The 16,597-nt window shown below is 57.1% G+C and carries 16 protein-coding genes and 1 tRNA gene; 8 read left to right on the plus strand and 9 right to left on the minus strand.

Translation table 11 applies throughout. The annotated features are described in order from the left end of the window. The first annotated feature begins 26 nt into the window (after positions 1 to 26). Genes V8N38_RS21350 through hemW form a run of 4 tightly spaced genes read left to right on the plus strand, consistent with a single transcriptional unit; the run spans position 27 to position 2,614 of the window. A complete protein-coding gene (locus tag V8N38_RS21350) occupies positions 27 to 581 on the plus strand; it encodes a YggT family protein (protein WP_019456092.1) in 555 nt (184 codons plus the stop codon). Next, on the plus strand, positions 578 to 868 hold the full coding sequence (gene yggU / locus V8N38_RS21355; protein ID WP_033649585.1) for a DUF167 family protein YggU: 291 nt from the start codon (positions 578 to 580) through the stop codon (positions 866 to 868). The genes V8N38_RS21350 and yggU overlap by 4 nt, the downstream gene beginning before the upstream one ends. 17 nt (positions 869 to 885) lie before the next feature. Continuing rightward, positions 886 to 1,479: an XTP/dITP diphosphatase gene (locus tag V8N38_RS21360; protein ID WP_060422645.1), complete on the plus strand. Its 594-nt coding sequence runs from the start codon at positions 886 to 888 to the stop codon at positions 1,477 to 1,479. Continuing rightward, positions 1,472 to 2,614, plus strand: a complete 1,143-nt coding sequence (gene hemW / locus V8N38_RS21365; protein WP_033635947.1) for a radical SAM family heme chaperone HemW — start codon at positions 1,472 to 1,474, stop codon at positions 2,612 to 2,614. The genes V8N38_RS21360 and hemW overlap by 8 nt, the downstream gene beginning before the upstream one ends. 37 nt (positions 2,615 to 2,651) lie before the next feature. Here hemW and V8N38_RS21370 read toward each other — a convergent pair whose 3' ends face one another. The 5 genes from V8N38_RS21370 to trmB form a co-directional block, all read right to left on the minus strand. Beyond that, positions 2,652 to 3,086: a DUF29 domain-containing protein gene (locus V8N38_RS21370; protein WP_016930094.1), complete on the minus strand. Its 435-nt coding sequence runs from the start codon at positions 3,084 to 3,086 to the stop codon at positions 2,652 to 2,654. Positions 3,087 to 3,186: 100 nt separating this feature from the next. Next, on the minus strand, positions 3,187 to 3,909 hold the full coding sequence (locus V8N38_RS21375; protein WP_147840628.1) for a DUF2884 domain-containing protein: 723 nt from the start codon (positions 3,907 to 3,909) through the stop codon (positions 3,187 to 3,189). 30 nt (positions 3,910 to 3,939) lie between these two features. Then, the gene (glsB, locus tag V8N38_RS21380; protein ID WP_147840627.1) at positions 3,940 to 4,863 is read right to left on the minus strand and encodes a glutaminase B; all 924 of its coding nucleotides are present in this window, start codon (positions 4,861 to 4,863) and stop codon (positions 3,940 to 3,942) included. Between the two features lie 95 nt (positions 4,864 to 4,958). Beyond that, positions 4,959 to 5,285 carry a YggL family protein gene (locus V8N38_RS21385; protein WP_019456098.1) on the minus strand — a complete coding sequence of 109 codons (327 nt, stop codon included), beginning with the start codon at positions 5,283 to 5,285 and terminating at the stop codon, positions 4,959 to 4,961. Beyond that, complete coding sequence (trmB, locus tag V8N38_RS21390) at positions 5,285 to 6,004, minus strand: tRNA (guanosine(46)-N7)-methyltransferase TrmB (RefSeq protein ID WP_033654659.1); 720 nt, start codon at positions 6,002 to 6,004, stop codon at positions 5,285 to 5,287. The genes V8N38_RS21385 and trmB overlap by 1 nt, the downstream gene beginning before the upstream one ends. Before the next feature lie 177 nt (positions 6,005 to 6,181). Here trmB and mutY point away from each other — a divergent pair, with 177 nt between their 5' ends. From mutY to mltC, 3 genes are all read left to right on the plus strand, one after another. Continuing rightward, positions 6,182 to 7,282 carry an A/G-specific adenine glycosylase gene (mutY, locus tag V8N38_RS21395; RefSeq protein WP_004937408.1) on the plus strand — a complete coding sequence of 367 codons (1,101 nt, stop codon included), beginning with the start codon at positions 6,182 to 6,184 and terminating at the stop codon, positions 7,280 to 7,282. Continuing rightward, the gene (locus tag V8N38_RS21400) at positions 7,279 to 7,551 is read left to right on the plus strand and encodes an oxidative damage protection protein (RefSeq protein WP_060441032.1); all 273 of its coding nucleotides are present in this window, start codon (positions 7,279 to 7,281) and stop codon (positions 7,549 to 7,551) included. The genes mutY and V8N38_RS21400 overlap by 4 nt, the downstream gene beginning before the upstream one ends. Before the next feature lie 63 nt (positions 7,552 to 7,614). Beyond that, positions 7,615 to 8,691: a membrane-bound lytic murein transglycosylase MltC gene (gene mltC, locus V8N38_RS21405; RefSeq protein WP_004937402.1), complete on the plus strand. Its 1,077-nt coding sequence runs from the start codon at positions 7,615 to 7,617 to the stop codon at positions 8,689 to 8,691. 50 nt (positions 8,692 to 8,741) lie between these two features. Here mltC and speF read toward each other — a convergent pair whose 3' ends face one another. Continuing rightward, positions 8,742 to 10,907: an ornithine decarboxylase SpeF gene (gene speF / locus V8N38_RS21410; RefSeq protein WP_048234788.1), complete on the minus strand. Its 2,166-nt coding sequence runs from the start codon at positions 10,905 to 10,907 to the stop codon at positions 8,742 to 8,744. A 704-nt stretch (positions 10,908 to 11,611) separates the two neighbouring features. Here speF and V8N38_RS21415 point away from each other — a divergent pair. Further along, positions 11,612 to 11,687 (plus strand) — tRNA-Phe (locus V8N38_RS21415). 198 nt (positions 11,688 to 11,885) lie between these two features. Here V8N38_RS21415 and V8N38_RS21420 read toward each other — a convergent pair. The 3 genes from V8N38_RS21420 to V8N38_RS21430 form a co-directional block, all read right to left on the minus strand. Beyond that, the gene (locus tag V8N38_RS21420) at positions 11,886 to 12,899 is read right to left on the minus strand and encodes a tyrosine-type recombinase/integrase (RefSeq protein WP_147840626.1); all 1,014 of its coding nucleotides are present in this window, start codon (positions 12,897 to 12,899) and stop codon (positions 11,886 to 11,888) included. 67 nt (positions 12,900 to 12,966) lie between these two features. Further along, positions 12,967 to 14,676: a TraI domain-containing protein gene (locus V8N38_RS21425; RefSeq protein WP_147840625.1), complete on the minus strand. Its 1,710-nt coding sequence runs from the start codon at positions 14,674 to 14,676 to the stop codon at positions 12,967 to 12,969. Next, a complete protein-coding gene (locus V8N38_RS21430; protein ID WP_147840624.1) occupies positions 14,670 to 16,118 on the minus strand; it encodes a UvrD-helicase domain-containing protein in 1,449 nt (482 codons plus the stop codon). The genes V8N38_RS21425 and V8N38_RS21430 overlap by 7 nt, the downstream gene beginning before the upstream one ends. Between the last annotated feature and the right edge of the window lie 479 nt (positions 16,119 to 16,597).

Below are 16,597 nucleotides of genomic sequence, written 5' to 3' on the forward strand. Positions count from 1 at the left end.
CGCGAGTTAAGGAGAAGGACCACTTCATGCTAACGCTGACTTTCCTGGTCAAGACCGTTGTTGATCTGTACGTGATGGTGCTGTTGCTGCGCATTTGGATGCAGTGGGCGCGCACCGATTTTTACAACCCGTTCTCGCAGTTTGTGGTGAAGATCACCCAACCCGTGGTCGGCCCGCTGCGCCGCATCCTCCCGTCGCTGGGGCCTATCGACAGCGCTTCGCTGCTGCTGGCGTTCCTGCTGATGACTATCAAGTACCCGTTGCTGCTGCTGATCCAGGACGGCGCGATCTCGCTCAGTCCCTATAACCTGCTGTTCGGCCTGATCTCGCTGGTGAAGTCCGTCGGCTACCTGATCTTCTGGGTAATGATCATTCGTGCGCTGATGAGCTGGGTAAGCCAGGGCCGCAGCCCGATCGACTACGTGATGTACCAGCTGACCGAACCCTTGATGGCGCCGATCCGTCGCATCATCCCGGCGATGGGCGGCATCGACTTTTCCGCCATGGTGGTAATCCTGATCCTCTATCTGCTCAACTACCTGGGCATGGATCTGTTCCCCCAACTTTGGTTCCTGCTGTGAGTGCAGTCACTCCGGTGCTGGACGGGCTGGCGATCAGGCTATATATTCAGCCGAAAGCCAGCCGCGACCAAATTATCGGCTTACATGGCGACGAACTGAAAGTCGCCATCACCGCCCCGCCGGTCGACGGCCAAGCCAACGCCCATTTGATCAAGTTTATCGCCAAGCAGTTCAAAGTGGCGAAAAGCAGCGTCACCATCGAGAAAGGCGAACTGGGGCGGCATAAACAGTTACGCATCGTGAATCCGCAACAGATCCCCGCCGTGGTCGCGGCGCTCATCGAATAATTTTCAAGGTAGTCATTATGCAAAAAGTCGTTCTTGCCACCGGTAACCCGGGCAAAGTGCGCGAACTTGCCGACCTGTTGGCCGATTTCGGCCTGGACGTGGTCGCGCAAACCGATCTGGGCGTGGAATCCGCCGAAGAAACCGGGCTGACGTTTATCGAAAACGCCATTCTGAAAGCGCGCCATGCGGCACAGGTCACCGGCCTGCCGGCGATCGCCGACGACTCCGGCCTGGCGGTCGACGCGCTGGGCGGCGCGCCGGGCATCTACTCCGCACGCTATGCCGGTGAAGATGCCGACGATCGGCAGAACCTCGATAAGCTGCTGGCGGCGCTGAAAGACGTAGCGCCGGGCCGGCGCGGCGCGCAATTCCACTGCGTGCTGGTCTATCTGCGCCATGCAGAAGATCCGACGCCGCTGGTGTTCCACGGCAGCTGGGCCGGTGAGATCACCGAGCAGGCCGCCGGCGAAGGCGGCTTCGGTTACGATCCTGTCTTCTACGTGCCGGAGCTGGGCCGCACCGCCGCCGAGCTGAGCCGCGACGAGAAGCGGGCGATTTCGCACCGCGGCAAGGCGCTGACGCTGATGTTGGAAGCCATGCGCAATGCTTAAGCTGCCCCCGCTGAGTCTCTACATTCACATCCCGTGGTGCGTGCAGAAATGCCCGTACTGCGACTTCAACTCCCATGCGCTGAAGGGTGACGTGCCGCATCAGGAGTATGTCGATCATCTGTTGGCGGATCTGGATGCCGATCTGCCGCTGGCCGGCGGCCGGGAGATAAGCACCATCTTCATCGGCGGCGGCACCCCCAGCCTGCTGAGCGCAGAGGCGATGCAAGCCTTGCTGGACGGCGTGCGGGCGCGCATTCGCGTCGCCGACGACGCCGAAATCACCATGGAGGCCAATCCCGGCACCGTGGAGGCCGATCGCTTCAGCGGCTACCAGCGCGCCGGCGTCAACCGCATCTCCATCGGGGTGCAAAGCTTCAGCGCCGAGAAGCTGACCCGCTTAGGGCGCATCCACGGCCCGGAAGAGGCCAAGCGCGCGGCAACGCTGGCGACCGGCCTCGGCCTGCGCAGCTTCAACCTCGATCTGATGCACGGCCTGCCGGATCAGTCGCTGGAAGAGGCGCTGGACGATCTGCGCCAGGCTATCGCCCTGAACCCGCCGCACCTGTCGTGGTATCAGCTGACCATCGAGCCGAACACCCTGTTCAGCTCGCGCCCGCCGGTTTTGCCGGACGACGACGCGCTGTGGGACATCTTCGAGCGCGGCCACCAGCTGCTGAGCGCCGCCGGCTATCAGCAGTATGAAACCTCGGCCTATGCCAAACCGGGCTACCAATGCCAGCACAACCTCAACTACTGGCGCTTCGGCGACTATCTGGGGATCGGCTGCGGCGCGCACGGCAAGGTGACCTTCAGCGACGGGCGCATCCTGCGCACCGCCAAGACCAAGCACCCGCGCGGCTTTATGCGCGGCGACTACATGGACAAGCAGCATGAGGTGGCGGCGGCGGATCGGCCGTTCGAATTCTTCATGAACCGCTTCCGCCTGCTGGAAGCTGCGCCGCGCGCCGACTTCGTCAACTACACCGGGCTAGCGGAAAGCGTCATTCGCCCGCAGCTGGACGAAGCGCTGGCCAAAGGCTATCTGGAAGAAACCGCGGAGCACTGGCAAATCACCGAGAAGGGCAAACTGTTCCTCAACTCGCTGCTGGAACTGTTCCTGGCGGACGACGAGTAAAAAAAAGCGCTGAATAATCAGCGCTTTTTTATTGGTGTTAATCTGGGTAAAACGTCTGAGACAGAATCTGCTGAGTTTCCCAGATGCCGTTTTCCGGATATACATCCAGCCCAGTTTCGGCCGTAGCGAGCGCAACGGCCTTCGACCAGACGACATCCAGCCAATCAGCATCGCTCAGTTTACCTTTTAGGCTGGGCGACTCTTTCAAGCTGTAAAGCACCTCTTTGCGCTGCGCTTTAATCGTTCTCTCCCAGCTGGTTCCGCGCCTGGCCGGCTGATATTTCCATTTAAGCAAATGTGCAATCAGCACCGTCATCCGGCTAGCAAGTTCCCTTTGCTCGCTCTTCCCCACGTCCTCAATCTCCTCGGCGATCTTTTCAATATCGATCTCAGACAATTTTCCGGAGCGCAAAAGAGCGGCCTGTTCATTTGCCCAGGCAACAACATCGGTTTCGTAACGTGTATGGCTCATAGCGTCCTCCGTAAACATCCATAAGTCTGTACGTAGTTTGACCAGTCTGTCAGATAAGCTTAAGAAGGTCAAAAAACATACTGCCGAGAAGGTTCTTAAATCACTTCAACGCCTTCAGCAGATCCTTGCGCTGGGTTTCCAGTGCGGTGACGCGGTTGCAAACGTCGCGACCGAAGTTCTGGAAGTCCTGCTCCTGGTTGTTCCACTCGTTCTGGATCGCCTTCTGCAAGCCGCCCAGGTTGCCCATGATCGCCTGCAGCGGGTTGCCGCCGCTGTTGGCGGCCTGTTTGACGCCCATCTCGTTCAGGCTGTCCTGCAGCACGCCGCCCATGCTCTGCTGCACGATGTTGCGGCCATCCTGTTCCACCTGGTCAATCGCCTTGTGGTGGAAGGTCAGGCCGTCGCTGCGGTGCTCGATGATGCGGTTCATCTGCTGTTTCAGCTGGCCGTTGAGGGTGGTCAGCCGGTTGCGCACGTTGCTGTTGCTGCCCAGCTCTTTGACGATCACCTTATCCAGCGCCGAGCGGGCTTTCTCCAGGTGTTTCTGCGCGCCGTCGTCGATCCACGGCAGCTGCTTGCGCAGCGCGCTCTGGTAACTGAAGGCTTTCTGCCGCTGGCTGTCACTCAGGCTCAGCGCCTGACCGTTGCGGATCACGTCACCATCCGGCGAAATTTGCAGGTCGCCGCTGGCGCCTTTCACCTGCACGCTCTGCGGGCTGATGATCACATCGTCCTGGGGTTTAACGCTGCATTGGTACTCGGCGTGGGCCTGCGCGGCAATCGCCGCCAGCAGCAGTAAGGCTAACCCGGTTTTCTTCAACATAGCTTCTCCTGACTCCCATCCAGATTGGGATTAAAAAATCGAACGACCGATACGTTGAGACAACAGTTCCAGCGCCGCAGTTCCCGCCAGCGAGTTGCCGGAAGCATCCAGCTCCGGCGACCAGACGACGATCGACAGCTCGCCCGGCACAATGGCCACGATGCCGCCGCCCACGCCGGACTTGCCCGGCATCCCCACCCGATAGGCGAATTCGCCGGCGCCGTCGTACATGCCGCTGGTCATCATCAGGGCATTGATCTGCCGGGCCTGCAGCGGGCTGATCACCGTCTCGCCGTTGAGATCGCGGCCGTGATTGGCCAGATAGACGAAGCTGCGCGCCAGCTCCAGGCAGCTCATGCGCAGCGCACAGTAGTGGAAATAGGTTTGCAGCACGGTGATCACGTCGTTCTCGAAGTTGCCGAACGACTTCATCAGATAGGCGATGGCCGCATTGCGATCGGAGTGTTCGAACTCGGAGCGCGCCACCCGCAGGTCATAGGCCAGGTCGTCTTCGCCGGCCAGCTGGCGCACCACCTCCAGCATGCGCTGTTTGGGGGCGCTGAGCCGGGTTTGCAGCATGTCGCACACCACCAGCGCGCCGGGGTTGATAAACGGATTGCGCGGTTTGCCCTGCTCCATCTCCAGCTGTAGCAGCGAGTTGAACGGCAGGCCGGAAGGCTCTTTGCCGACGCGCCGCCAGATCTCAGGCTCCTGATAGCGCGTCAGCGCCAGCGTCAGGCTCAGCACTTTGGAGATCGACTGAATGGAGAAGCGCTCCGCGGCGTCGCCGGCCTGGAACAGTTCGCCGTCCACCGTGCAGACGGCGATCGCCAGCCGATCGGCGGGCACTTCCGCCAACGCCGGGATGTAATCGGCCACTTTCCCCTGACCAATCAGCGGGCGCACCTGTTGCAGGATCTCCTCCAGCAACGCGTTATCCAATGTTGTTACCACCTCGGTCACACTCCGGGCAAAACAAAGGCGCCGTTAAGGCACCTTAGATCAATAAAACGGCGCGGCGCGAAGCCGCGCTCATCGGGCAAGCGCGATCAATCCCACCAGATATCGAACAGATCGCTGACCTTAACGTCGGTCAGTTTGCGCGCTTCCAGCCAGTTTTTCACCAGCTCGCGCTGCTCGTCGGTGCAGTGGCCGATCTTCTGCAGGCAGATCAGACCTTCCCACTGCAGGTAGCCGCTGCCGTCAAACGCCAGGCCGTTCGGCTCGATCACTTCATCGATGAAGGTATCCAGCGTGCTGTCGATGTCTTCCACCGACGTGCCTTCGGCGAAGCGCCAGGCTACGGAGAAACCCAGCTCCTGAAATTCTTCAATGTGCAACTTTTTACGTAAACGACGACTGCGGTTCTTAGCCATTATTCTTTCCTCTCAAACATCAAGTCCCAAACGCCATGTCCCAGGCGCTGGCCGCGTAATTCAAATTTCGTCAGTGGGCGCGAATCCGGACGCGGCACGTAATCATTATCGCTGGAAAGATTACGGTAGCCTGCGACCCCGTTCATAACCTCTAACATATGTTCCGCATAAGGTTGCCAATCGGTGGCCATGTGGAAGACGCCGCCGGTCTTCAGCTTGCGCAGCACCAGTTCGACAAACGGCGTTTGCACGATGCGGCGCTTGTTATGGCGCGCCTTGTGCCACGGATCGGGGAAGAACAGCTGCACCATATCCAGCGAGCCGTCCGGGATCATGTTTTCCAACACCTCAACCGCGTCGTGGCACATCACGCGCAGGTTGCTCAGCTTCGCCTCGTGGGCGTCGGCCAGGCAGGCGCCCACGCCCGGCGAGTGCACTTCGATCCCTAAAAAGTTCTGCTGCGGGTTGTTGCCCGCCATGGTCACCAGCGAGGCGCCCATGCCAAAACCGATCTCCAGCACCGTCGGCGCGTCGCGGCCGAACAGCGCGGCGAGATCGACAGCGTCAGCCTGATACTCCACGCCCATCACCGGCCAATAGTTCTCCAGCGCGTGCTGCTGGCCTTTGGTCAGCCGCCCCTGGCGGCGGACAAAACTGCGGATACGGCGCATCGCGCGGCCGTTCTCATCAAATTCCGGGGAGATGACGTCATTAATCATAGTGCTTTCTGTCTGTTTGGCTGCCAATTAGGGAAACGCGCATTATGCAAAGATACATTGGTTTAGCAAGTGTTCATCTTCTGTACCCGCCGTGCGGCGTCGGAAAGTTCCGGTTTACAGCACCATGACTCTATGCTGCAATCTCGCTTCATTTTCTGCCGGATAACGACGCTGCTCATGATGCAAGCACAACAATTCGCACAGGTGGTGCTTGACTGGTATCAGCGCTACGGTCGCAAGACCCTGCCGTGGCAGCTGGAAAAAACCGCCTATCAAGTATGGCTCTCCGAGGTGATGTTGCAACAGACCCAGGTTGCCACCGTCATTCCTTATTTTCAGCGCTTTATGGCCCGTTTTCCCAACGTGCGCGCGCTGGCGGAAGCCCCGCTCGACGAAGTGCTGCATCTGTGGACCGGCCTTGGCTATTACGCCCGCGCCCGCAACCTGCACAAGGCGGCGCAGACCATTGTCGCACAGCACGGCGGCGAGTTCCCGACAACCTTTGCAGAAATCGCCGATTTACCGGGCGTCGGCCGCTCTACCGCCGGCGCGGTGCTGTCGTTGGCGCTGGGCCAACACTATCCGATCCTCGACGGCAACGTGAAGCGCGTGCTGGCCCGCTGCTACGCGGTGGAGGGCTGGCCGGGCAAGAAAGAAGTCGAAAACCGGCTGTGGAAAATCAGCGAAGAGGTCACCCCGGCGCAGGGCGTCGGCCAGTTCAACCAGGCAATGATGGATCTGGGCGCCATGGTCTGCACCCGCTCCAAGCCCAAGTGCGAACTCTGCCCGCTCAACGTCGGCTGCCTGTCTTACGCCAACCACAGCTGGGCCAACTACCCCGGCAAGAAACCCAAGCAGACCCTGCCGGAAAAAACCGCCTACTTCTTATTGCTGCAGCACGGCGACCGGGTGTGGCTGGAGCAGCGCCCGGCGGTGGGCCTGTGGGGCGGCCTGTTCTGCTTCCCGCAGTTCAGCGCGCGCGTGGATTTGGAACTCTGGCTGCAGCAGCGCGGTCTGAAAGGCAAGCGCCTGGAGCAGCTGACCGCGTTTCGCCACACGTTCAGCCATTTCCACCTCGATATCGTGCCGATGTGGCTGTCGCTCGACGCGGCGGGCAGCGGCATGGATGAGGGCGCAGGTCTCTGGTATAACTTAGCGCAGCCGCCGTCGGTCGGGCTGGCAGCGCCGGTGGATCGCCTGTTGCAACAGCTAGCGAAGCAGCCCCCGATCCAACAAAACTTATATGGCGATAGCGCCATCGATGAGGAATTAGCATGAGCCGCACCATTTTTTGTACTTTCCTGCAGCGCGACGCCGAAGGCCAGGACTTCCAGCTTTATCCCGGCGACGTCGGCAAGCGCATCTACAACGAGATCTCCAAGGAAGCCTGGAGCGAGTGGATGAAGAAGCAGACCATGCTGATCAACGAGAAGAAGCTGAACATGATGAACGTGGACGACCGCAAGCTGCTGGAAGAGGAAATGATCAAGTTCCTGTTCGAAGGGCACGACGTGCACATCGAAGGCTATACGCCGCCGAGCGAATAACGCTGTTGGGGCCAGGCGCTGGCCCGCTTCAATCCTCTTATACTTCTTCCAAACGGCTTTAAGATGAAGAAAATTTTAGCTTTGCTCGTAATAGCGCCTTTGCTGATCTCCTGTTCCGGCAAAAAAAGTGAAGAAATCAACGAAGCCTGGATTAAAGATACCAACGGCTTCGACATTCTGATGGGCCAATTCGCCCACAACATCGAGAACATCTGGGGTCTGAACGAAGTTCTGATCGCCGGGCCGAAAGACTACGTCAAATATACCGACCAATACCAAACCCGCAGCCACATCAACTTCGACACCGGCGCCATTACCATCGAGACCATCGCCACCACCGATCCGGCCGCGCACCTGCGCCAGGCGATCATCAGCACGCTGCTGATGGGTGACGATCCGGGGTCCATCGATCTCTATTCCGACGCCAACGATATCCAGATCAGCAAAGAGCCGTTCCTGTACGGCCAGGTGCTGGATAACAAGGGCGCGCCGATCCGCTGGGAATGGCGCGCGGCGCACTTCGCCGATTACCTGCTGCAGACCAAGCTGCAAAAACGCACCTCCGGCCTGCACGTGATCTACTCGGTCACCATCCAGCTGGTGCCGAACCACCTGGACAAACGTGCGCACAAATACCTGCCGATGGTGCGCAAGGCGTCGGAAAAATACGGCGTGGACGAGTCGCTGATCCTGGCGATCATGCAGACCGAATCGAGCTTCAACCCGTATGCGGTGAGCGGTTCGGACGCGCTGGGCCTGATGCAGGTGGTGCAGCACACCGCCGGTAAGGATGTGTTCCAGATGCGCGGCAAATGGGGCACCCCAAGCCGCAGCTACCTGTTCGATCCGGAGAACAACATCGACACCGGCACCGCCTACCTGGCTATCCTGCAGAACAACTACCTGGGCGGCATTCAGAACCCGACCTCGCGCCGCTATGCGGTGATCACCGCCTACAACGGCGGCGCAGGCAGCGTGCTGCGGGTGTTCTCCAGCGACAGAACGCGCGCGGTAGGCATCATCAACGGCATGCAGCCGGGCGACGTGTACCAGACGCTGACCACCAAGCACCCGGCCGCCGAGTCGCGCCGCTATCTGGTGAAAGTGAATACCGCGCAGAAGAGCTACCGCAGAAAGTAACGCGTTCCGCGTGGATAAATGAGAAGGGCCGGTGCGAACCGGCCCTTTTTCTATGGCTTGATCATATAGCCGAAGATGCGCTTCCAGCCGTGATCTTTTTTCTCGATATAGACCCCCTGCAGCTCCGGCGAGAAGCCCGGCAGGCGGTTGATGCCCTCTTCCAGCGCCAGGAAGTAGCGCTGCACCGCGCCGCCCCACACTTCGCCCGGCACCACGCACAGCACGCCCGGCGGGTACGGCAAGGCCCCTTCCGCCGCGATGCGCCCTTCCGCCTGGCCGATGGGCACCAGCTCGACGTTATCGCGGATAAACTCCACGTTGGCGTCCTGCGGGTTCATCACCACCGGCGGGAAATGATCCTGCCGGAACATCTCCTTTTGCAGCTGTTTGACGTCGAAGCTGACGTACAGATCGTGCATCTCCTGGCACAGCCGGCGAATGCTGTAGCCGCGGTAGCGCTGCTCGTTCTTGCGGTACACCGTCGGCAGCACCACGCTCAGCGGCGCGTCCTCTGCAACATAGCGCTCGAACTGCGCCAGCATCTCCACCAGGTGCTCCATCTTGGCCGGGTTTTCCGCCGGGGTCAGCAGGAACAGGATCGAGTTGAGATCGCACTTCTCCGGCACGATGCCGTTCTCGCGCAGGAAGTTGGCCAGAATGGTGGCCGGCACGCCGAACTCGGTGTATTGGCCGGTCGCGGCGTCGATGCCCGGCGTGGTCAGCAGCAGCTTGCACGGATCCACCAAATACTGATCCTGGGCATAGCCTTCGAAGCCGTGCCACGTTTCCCCCGGCACGAAGGTGAAGAAGCGCGCGTCGTTGGCGATAAGGTCAGTATCGTGATCCTGCCAGTCTTTGCCCGCCACCTGCTGCGGAATAAACGGCTTCAGCTGCGAGCAGCGCTTGAGCAGCTGTTTACGGGTCTCGATGCCCAGCTTGACGCAGTCCATCCACATGCGGCGCCCGGCGGGGCCGGCGTGCATCTTGGCGTTGACGTCCAGCGCGGCGAACAGCGGATAGAACGGGCTGGTCGACGCATGCAGCATGAACGCGTTGTTCAGGTGCTTGTGGTTGCAGTGGCGCTTTTGCCCTTTGATGTGGTCGTCTTTCTTGTGGATCTGCGAGGTCTGCGAGAACCCCGCCTGCTGTTTATGCACCGACTGGGTGACGAAAATGCCCGGATCGTGCTCGTCCAGCTCCAGCAGCAGCGGCGAACACTCTTTCAGCATCGGAATAAAGCCTTCGTAGCCCACCCAGGCGGAGTCGAACAGGATGTAGTCGCACAGGTGGCCGATGGTGTCGATCACCTGGCGAGCGTTGTAAATCGTGCCGTCGTAGGTGCCGAGCTGAATAATCGCCAGCCGGAACGGCCGCGCCGCCGCGGCCTTCTCAGGCGCCACTTCGCGGATCTGCTCACGCAGGTAGCGTTCGTCGAAGCAGTGCGCATCGATGCCGCCGATAAAGCCGAACGGGTTACGGGCGGTTTCCAGATAGACCGGCGTAGCCCCGGCCTGGATCAGCGCCCCGTGGTGGTTGGATTTATGGTTGTTGCGATCGAACAACACCAGATCGCCACGGGTCAGCAGCGCGTTGGTCACCACCTTGTTGGCCGCCGAGGTGCCGTTGAGCACGAAGTAGGTTTTATCGGCGTTGAACACCCGCGCCGCGTGCTTTTGCGCATCCTTGGCCGATCCTTCGTGGATCAGCAGATCGCCCAGCTTGACGTCGGCGTTGCACATATCGGAACGGAACAGGGTCTCACCGTAGAAATCGAAGAACTGCCGGCCGGCTGGGTGCTTGCGGAAGAACTCGCCGCCCTGATGCCCCGGACAAGCGAAGGTCGAATTTTCCATCTCGACGTAGGTCTTCAGCGTTTTGAAAAACGGCGGCAGCAGCGCCTGCTCGTAGGCGTCGGCGGCGGCCTCCAGCTGCGCCATATAGAACGGCTTGCTGGCGCCGGCCAGCAGCGCGAAAACCCCACTGACGAACGGCAGATAGTCCGGCGAGAGATGCTCGTCCCCTTCCACCGCCACGAAGGTCGGAATGTCGAACCCCGTCGCCTGCAAGCGCGCCAGAATGCCGGCGTTAACGTCGGCGACCGACACCACCACCGCCGCCACGTCGGTGTAGTCCGTCTGTTCTACGCGCACGATTTGGCGCAGCGTCTCAATGGTGGCGACCAGGCTGGCGCTGGTCGCGATTTTCAATTCTTTCATCATGCTGACTCTCAAACGGTGAAGGATGAGGGTGTGCCACCGGCACGGTAATGAGATAACGCGGTTATCCCGGTAAAGCGATACCCGGGCACGGCAGCATAAGCGGCGTGCGTGACCGGCTCATGATCGGGGATCATCAGGCGGCTATCGGGGGAACTGGTCTTGGCAGCGTCCGACAGGCATCAGTAAAATCAGGGCCATAGCGCTGGCTTTACGCATGCCTAACAGCGAGCATCAGGCGGCCTTACCGCATGGCCGGCAGGCGTATTCGGGCGGATGACGTGCAAAGGAGACAACGGCGGAACGGTGGCGGCGTCAGATGTCTGGTGCGCAGCAGCGCTTGAGCAACAAAACCAGTCATGCCAATAACCCTCTGGCTTATAAGAAGCGGGAACACCGTCAGGGAACGGAGAGTGCTAAAATTTGCGCAATGATTGCATGATTCGTTGCGGGGTTCAAGCAAGAATCGCCTTGGTTTAACGCGCATTGATTTTAAAATAACGCATTGTTATTCAATTAAAAAATCATAAAAATTCATCTTAACGACGGTATAAATACACGTTTTATATGCATATTTATTGAATGACGATACCCTCCCATTCCCCACTCCGCCAGGTTCGCTGCCTGAAAATAGAGCAACCGATCGGCTTTGTGACAGAAAGCGATTGACGCCACCCGGCCAATACGGTTTAATGCGCCCCGTTGCCCGGATAGCTCAGTCGGTAGAGCAGGGGATTGAAAATCCCCGTGTCCTTGGTTCGATTCCGAGTCCGGGCACCACTAATTCTGCATGAAAGCACGCTGGTTAGAGGCGATCCCTTTAACGGGCGAAACAAAGGAACCAGCAGGTTGATATCGCAGTGTTTTTCGAATTTGCACACTCGATGTTAATAACTAGGTTCCTCTTAAAAGGGATGCCTGTGTGTCAGCACAGGCGTCCTTTTCTCGATCACTGGTGATTTTTACAGCTTGTTAAAGTTATGTCAAGGCGTGTCTGCGCCCTTCTTTACCGTTGGGCGCGACATCCATATACAGTGACAATTCATTCTCAAGTGCTTGACCTGTAATCTTCAAATCCAGCTCAACATACTCCATCGTTGTACTGACACTCCGGTGTCCCAGCAGACCTTTAACCATTGCCAAATTACGATCAGGTGACTTCATCATCTCAGTCGCCAGGGTATGCCTGAACCGATGTGGGCTAACCTTAAAACCACACTCTTTTGTTAGTCTGGTGAAAAACGAGCGAACAGGTTGTATTGCCGGCTCGGAGTCAACCTCACCCAATGGCGCCAAGAATCGCGCCACATCGAACAGGTAATCAGCTGGTTCGGCCCCCTGTTCTATTGCGCGCTCAACAAGTATTCGCATGCGGTCCCGGACAAAAGTGACGATAGGAACTAACCACTCGCGATGCGTTTTACTCCCTTCTTTACACAGCAACATCGAGTTTGCCTCAAGATCTACGTCCATCAGTCGTATATGCAATAACTGGTTTTGTCTCATCCCCGTCGAACGCAAAATATCGATAACTGTCCGCCAATACCAAACCGGAAAGAGAGCACATGAGCGGCTTTTGCCCACTTGACGTTTTTCGCGCTCTTCAAATTGCTCTAACACCAGATTAATCCTGACCAACTGATCACGATTCAATATTTTTTTACGCTTACTACCCGGTGGTACTTGCGTTTCGTTTAAGGGGTTCTCCTCTATATTTAACCATTTTTTCTTTATTCCCTGATTGTAAATCGCACGCAAATGGCGAGCCTTATTATTCCAGGTACTCGTGGTAATCCCCCTTCCCAGCATATCTCTACGCCACAAAATCAGCTCTCGGTTCGTAACTTCATCCGGTAACGTGTCATATCCAATAAATTTCCTGAAAACGGCGACTACGCGACGATAACTTTTTTCAGTTTCTGGACGTAACGCCTTTGAGAAAAAATACTCTTCGAGCAAAGTTTCCCAATCCATTACACGTGGTATATGCATGATATCTCCCTAGCATAAATAGAAGTCCTGCGAACTTAATATGACCGCAAGACACGATTAATCCCTGTTAAGGGATCACCAGCACCGGACTGTCGTCAGGTAGGTTCCCCCCTCGATAGAGCAAACTTGCTTTAACGAGGTAACCTTTGGTTCGTTTAAATGCTCCTGTATGTTCTGATGTTTCATACAGGTGAGCAAAATAAAATCGCTTACCCTTTATTCGTCGATGTATATCCAGACGTTCAAAATCCTCCTGGAGAGCCTCTCGTTTAGAACCATCCAAACCAAACTGCTTCAAATACAAATAAAAAATTCCAGGCACAGTGATAAAAACAAAACCAGAAACAAGATGAACCCTCGCCTCTACAGTGTTGATGAGGATCTGATTAGAATTGAGCCCATCGACTAACCAACGCCAAAAGACTTCTCCGCGAGTTATCCCCTCATCGCCTTCAATACTTAGTTTCTGTGATTGCGAAGAAGCGAGATCTGTAGTTTGAGGGACACAAAATTCGGGAGTTGAAAATGCCGCTTCCGGAGCGATATCATCAATGGCGTCTGACTCCTGGTTTAGTTCTGCAGCTTCAACTGCCTGAGTCACTTCAGCAGTAAGCGCAGGATTATCGGCAAGAAGTGGGCCTTCATCTTCGTGAGGGGCGTCCCCGAGTTCCTGTTCAGACCGGTTCCCCGGAGCAGACATCTCAACCGCCATTAAAGACAACAGAGCCTGCATATCTTCTTCTACACCAGCCACCGTTTCTGGTGCCAGAACAATCTCAGCCAAGGGCTTATCGTTGACCGGCGCATCCAGGGCCGAGCTAAGTAACACTTCCGTGACTAACGGTGCATTTTCGTTGGGCTGATCTAATGTCTCTGCCGACACTTGCTTCTGAGCGAGAGTGGGACGGATACTGCTGACTGCGCTTTGCAAATCAGTCTCGGGTACTGAAGAAGTGATATGTTCTGTCGCCGGCGCCACTGACGGTAAGGCTATTGCCAATGTGTCGGAGTTGGATATCGGCAAAAGCGATACGGACAAACCATCGCCACGAGCCAATTTGGCTGCCTCCAGAATAATGTCGTCAATTGCAGGTAATGTGCTCGGTTGCCTGGACGATATCGTCATCAACGAATGTATCGCAGCCGGTAATGTTGACAGCCATTCAATAAGCTCTTCAGGCAGCAGTCGTGCCGCAATCATTGCGCTCTGACTGCTGGCCAGGGTAGAGGCTGACGGAGTGGCTCTGAAGCGAAAACGGTAAGGTTCACCCGGCACCGTCAAACCAGGTAACCAGGCACGGCCACTTTGGAACTCACCCTGCAGCTGGCTCAACAGCGGCAGGTAGTGCCATAGCGCTGCATAAAACACCACGACATTCCACTGCACATTCTGGGCGGATTGTTCTTCAGGCGCAGCCCCTGGGGGCAACATGTGCCCCTTGGCCAGTCGAACCGCATACGTCGTCGTCTGCAGGGTAACATCGACCAGTCCTCCTTCCCTGGCATACTCCCCCTGGGACGCGGCCGGAAGTACCTGCATCAGCGTAACAAGCTGCTTCAAGGGTTGCAGATAGAAATGTTCATAGAGATCTTTGGGCAGTGCGCTGTTCTCCCACAGCTGCTGCAAACACTGCTGACGAGAGGCCGTGCTCAAAAGCTGCTCTGCGGATGCCGGCATAAAATAACCTACAGGACATTGAGAGGCTGAAATGCTTGCCGTTGGATTTGCCGGCATAACCCGGGTTCCAACCAGCAGTTCTTTGATAGCCTTCAGCATGCCAGGCCTCCGGCGATATCATTACCCTCGCTGTCCATCAACATCTGGAGCAATTCATTCAGTACCAGCGTTTGCCGGGCCCGGGTCACAGCGACATACAGCAGGTTGGTTTCATCGGTACGTTCGCAGTCGGCCATCAGGGGATCTGTGATATCGGCAAAATCATGATTCAACACCACCACAGACCACTCCAGCCCTTTGCTTCGATGCGCCGTCGAAACGGTTATCTGAGCCTGGCATTCATCAGTCACTGCATGCTCACGCATCACCTGCAGCTTTTGTGGCAGCGGGAAGTACTGTTCGAGTAACCGGAGGCCTTGGTTCATTTCAACATCCCGGGTTGCTCTGGCAACCGACTCAAATTCCTCAAAGTTGCGGTATTCTCGCGCCAGCCGCGGAGATTGCATTCGCTCAGGCATGTCCGCCGAAAACCAGTACAGATCTTCCAGTTCTTCCGTTTTGTAGCCGCTGATACCCCCAACCCAGTAGACCTTCTTCCCTGCCAGGCTGGCATCCAGCGCAGCGCCGATGACCCCAGCCACCGTTCGGCTCAATATGGCAACAGGCTGACCCTTCACGTCATCAGGTATGCACCCAACAACCCTGTCGTTTCCCCCCTCCCCGACCACAGACATCGTTTCGCCTTGCCGCGCAAGCAGCATATTGGCCACCTGGGCCACGGCAGGACCAAAACGGAAACTGTGAGTCAGGTAAAGTTGGTCCGCATCGGCCAACTCAGGAGCATCGAGGGCATTTTCCGCGCCACGGAATCGGTAGATTTGTTGATGCCGGTCGCCAACCAACACCACATTACAGCCCTGCGCCAGTATCAGTGACTGCGTCACCGGATTCGCGTCTTGCCCCTCGTCAAACAGGAGCGTCTGCCAGCGTTTGGAAAGGTCGGGCTGAGAGAGCTGATACAGCTTGAGGTAAACGTCATGGGTGACAGGGAAAGTACCATCCTGGCGTGCAGACTCGCGCCAGAGCAATTGCGCCGCTGCCAGGATTTTATCGGGCGACAAACCACTGCGTGAGTCTTCATCAGGCAAGTGTTGCAAACCCAATTCGCCATCCCCACTGCAGAGGAAAGCGTTAAAGGTCGTGATAGATGTGCGAGCCAGCGGCCAATAGCGGGTATTGAGTTGGCGAGCAACGTCAGTGATCCGCAAATTAGCTGTCAACCGCCGCTGATAATGGCGCCCGAAGTTAGGCCAGGCCAGCTGATGCGACGTTTTACATTCAACGTTAAACGGGAATTTTTGCTCAGCCTCATCCCTGACTGCACGGTTATAGGCAAGATAAAGCATTCTGCAATCCGGGTTTGCCTGGGCAAAACGGACCAATGTAGACGTTTTACCAGTGCCGGCAAACGCCCTGACCACCAGGCGATGGCCGGACCAACCAATGATGGCGGCCTGTTCAGGTGTATCACAATAAGACATAAGCAGCACTCCGTAAAACTTGACCGGCGCTTATCCTGCGCAGGTCAGTACAGCCAGCACCACAGAAAAACCTTTTCCCGAAAGAAATAGATTCCCGCAGTCAGCCGTGTTCAGGTTGATAGACAGCTATCAACCCCTCATTGCTGGAGTCTCTTAGGGCAAAAACAGTGGGGAAGCCTATACCTCCGAAGGCAACCCCAAAGCTAACAATCTATTGTTTTATTGTGTTTTTATCAGGTTTCCCTGGTGCCAAGAACAACAAATATCAGGTGATTTTATTACGGGGCGTTCCGACGATTCACAAAATGCATCTACACATGAAAAGTCCACCCTCATGATTTTTGCGCATCCCTCCGCATCGTTTGGTTATACCCCCAAACGCTGAGTGGGCGCTTTCTCTGGTGTTGTGCGCTATAGCATCACCTGAGCGTTATGCTCTCCCGAAAGGAGATGAACATAACGCTTAGAAGCCTCAGTTA

The sequence above is a fragment of the Serratia nevei genome (assembly GCF_037948395.1).
GTDB classification, from domain to species: Bacteria; Pseudomonadota; Gammaproteobacteria; order Enterobacterales; family Enterobacteriaceae; genus Serratia; species Serratia nevei.

Bases quoted from the DNA above. Each gene is read 5' to 3' on its own strand.
- V8N38_RS21350 (WP_019456092.1), top strand. From the start codon at position 27: ATGCTAACGCTGACTTTCCTGGTCAAGACCGTTGTTGATCTGTACGTG.
- V8N38_RS21360 (WP_060422645.1), top strand. From the start codon at position 886: ATGCAAAAAGTCGTTCTTGCCACCGGTAACCCGGGCAAAGTGCGCGAA.
- hemW (WP_033635947.1), top strand. From the start codon at position 1,472: ATGCTTAAGCTGCCCCCGCTGAGTCTCTACATTCACATCCCGTGGTGC.
- V8N38_RS21370 (WP_016930094.1), bottom strand. From the start codon at position 3,086: ATGAGCCATACACGTTACGAAACCGATGTTGTTGCCTGGGCAAATGAA.
- V8N38_RS21375 (WP_147840628.1), bottom strand. From the start codon at position 3,909: ATGTTGAAGAAAACCGGGTTAGCCTTACTGCTGCTGGCGGCGATTGCC.
- V8N38_RS21385 (WP_019456098.1), bottom strand. From the start codon at position 5,285: ATGGCTAAGAACCGCAGTCGTCGTTTACGTAAAAAGTTGCACATTGAA.
- trmB (WP_033654659.1), bottom strand. From the start codon at position 6,004: ATGATTAATGACGTCATCTCCCCGGAATTTGATGAGAACGGCCGCGCG.
- mutY (WP_004937408.1), top strand. From the start codon at position 6,182: ATGATGCAAGCACAACAATTCGCACAGGTGGTGCTTGACTGGTATCAG.
- V8N38_RS21400 (WP_060441032.1), top strand. From the start codon at position 7,279: ATGAGCCGCACCATTTTTTGTACTTTCCTGCAGCGCGACGCCGAAGGC.
- mltC (WP_004937402.1), top strand. From the start codon at position 7,615: ATGAAGAAAATTTTAGCTTTGCTCGTAATAGCGCCTTTGCTGATCTCC.
- speF (WP_048234788.1), bottom strand. From the start codon at position 10,907: ATGAAAGAATTGAAAATCGCGACCAGCGCCAGCCTGGTCGCCACCATT.
- V8N38_RS21420 (WP_147840626.1), bottom strand. From the start codon at position 12,899: ATGCATATACCACGTGTAATGGATTGGGAAACTTTGCTCGAAGAGTAT.
- V8N38_RS21425 (WP_147840625.1), bottom strand. From the start codon at position 14,676: ATGCTGAAGGCTATCAAAGAACTGCTGGTTGGAACCCGGGTTATGCCG.
- V8N38_RS21430 (WP_147840624.1), bottom strand. From the start codon at position 16,118: ATGTCTTATTGTGATACACCTGAACAGGCCGCCATCATTGGTTGGTCC.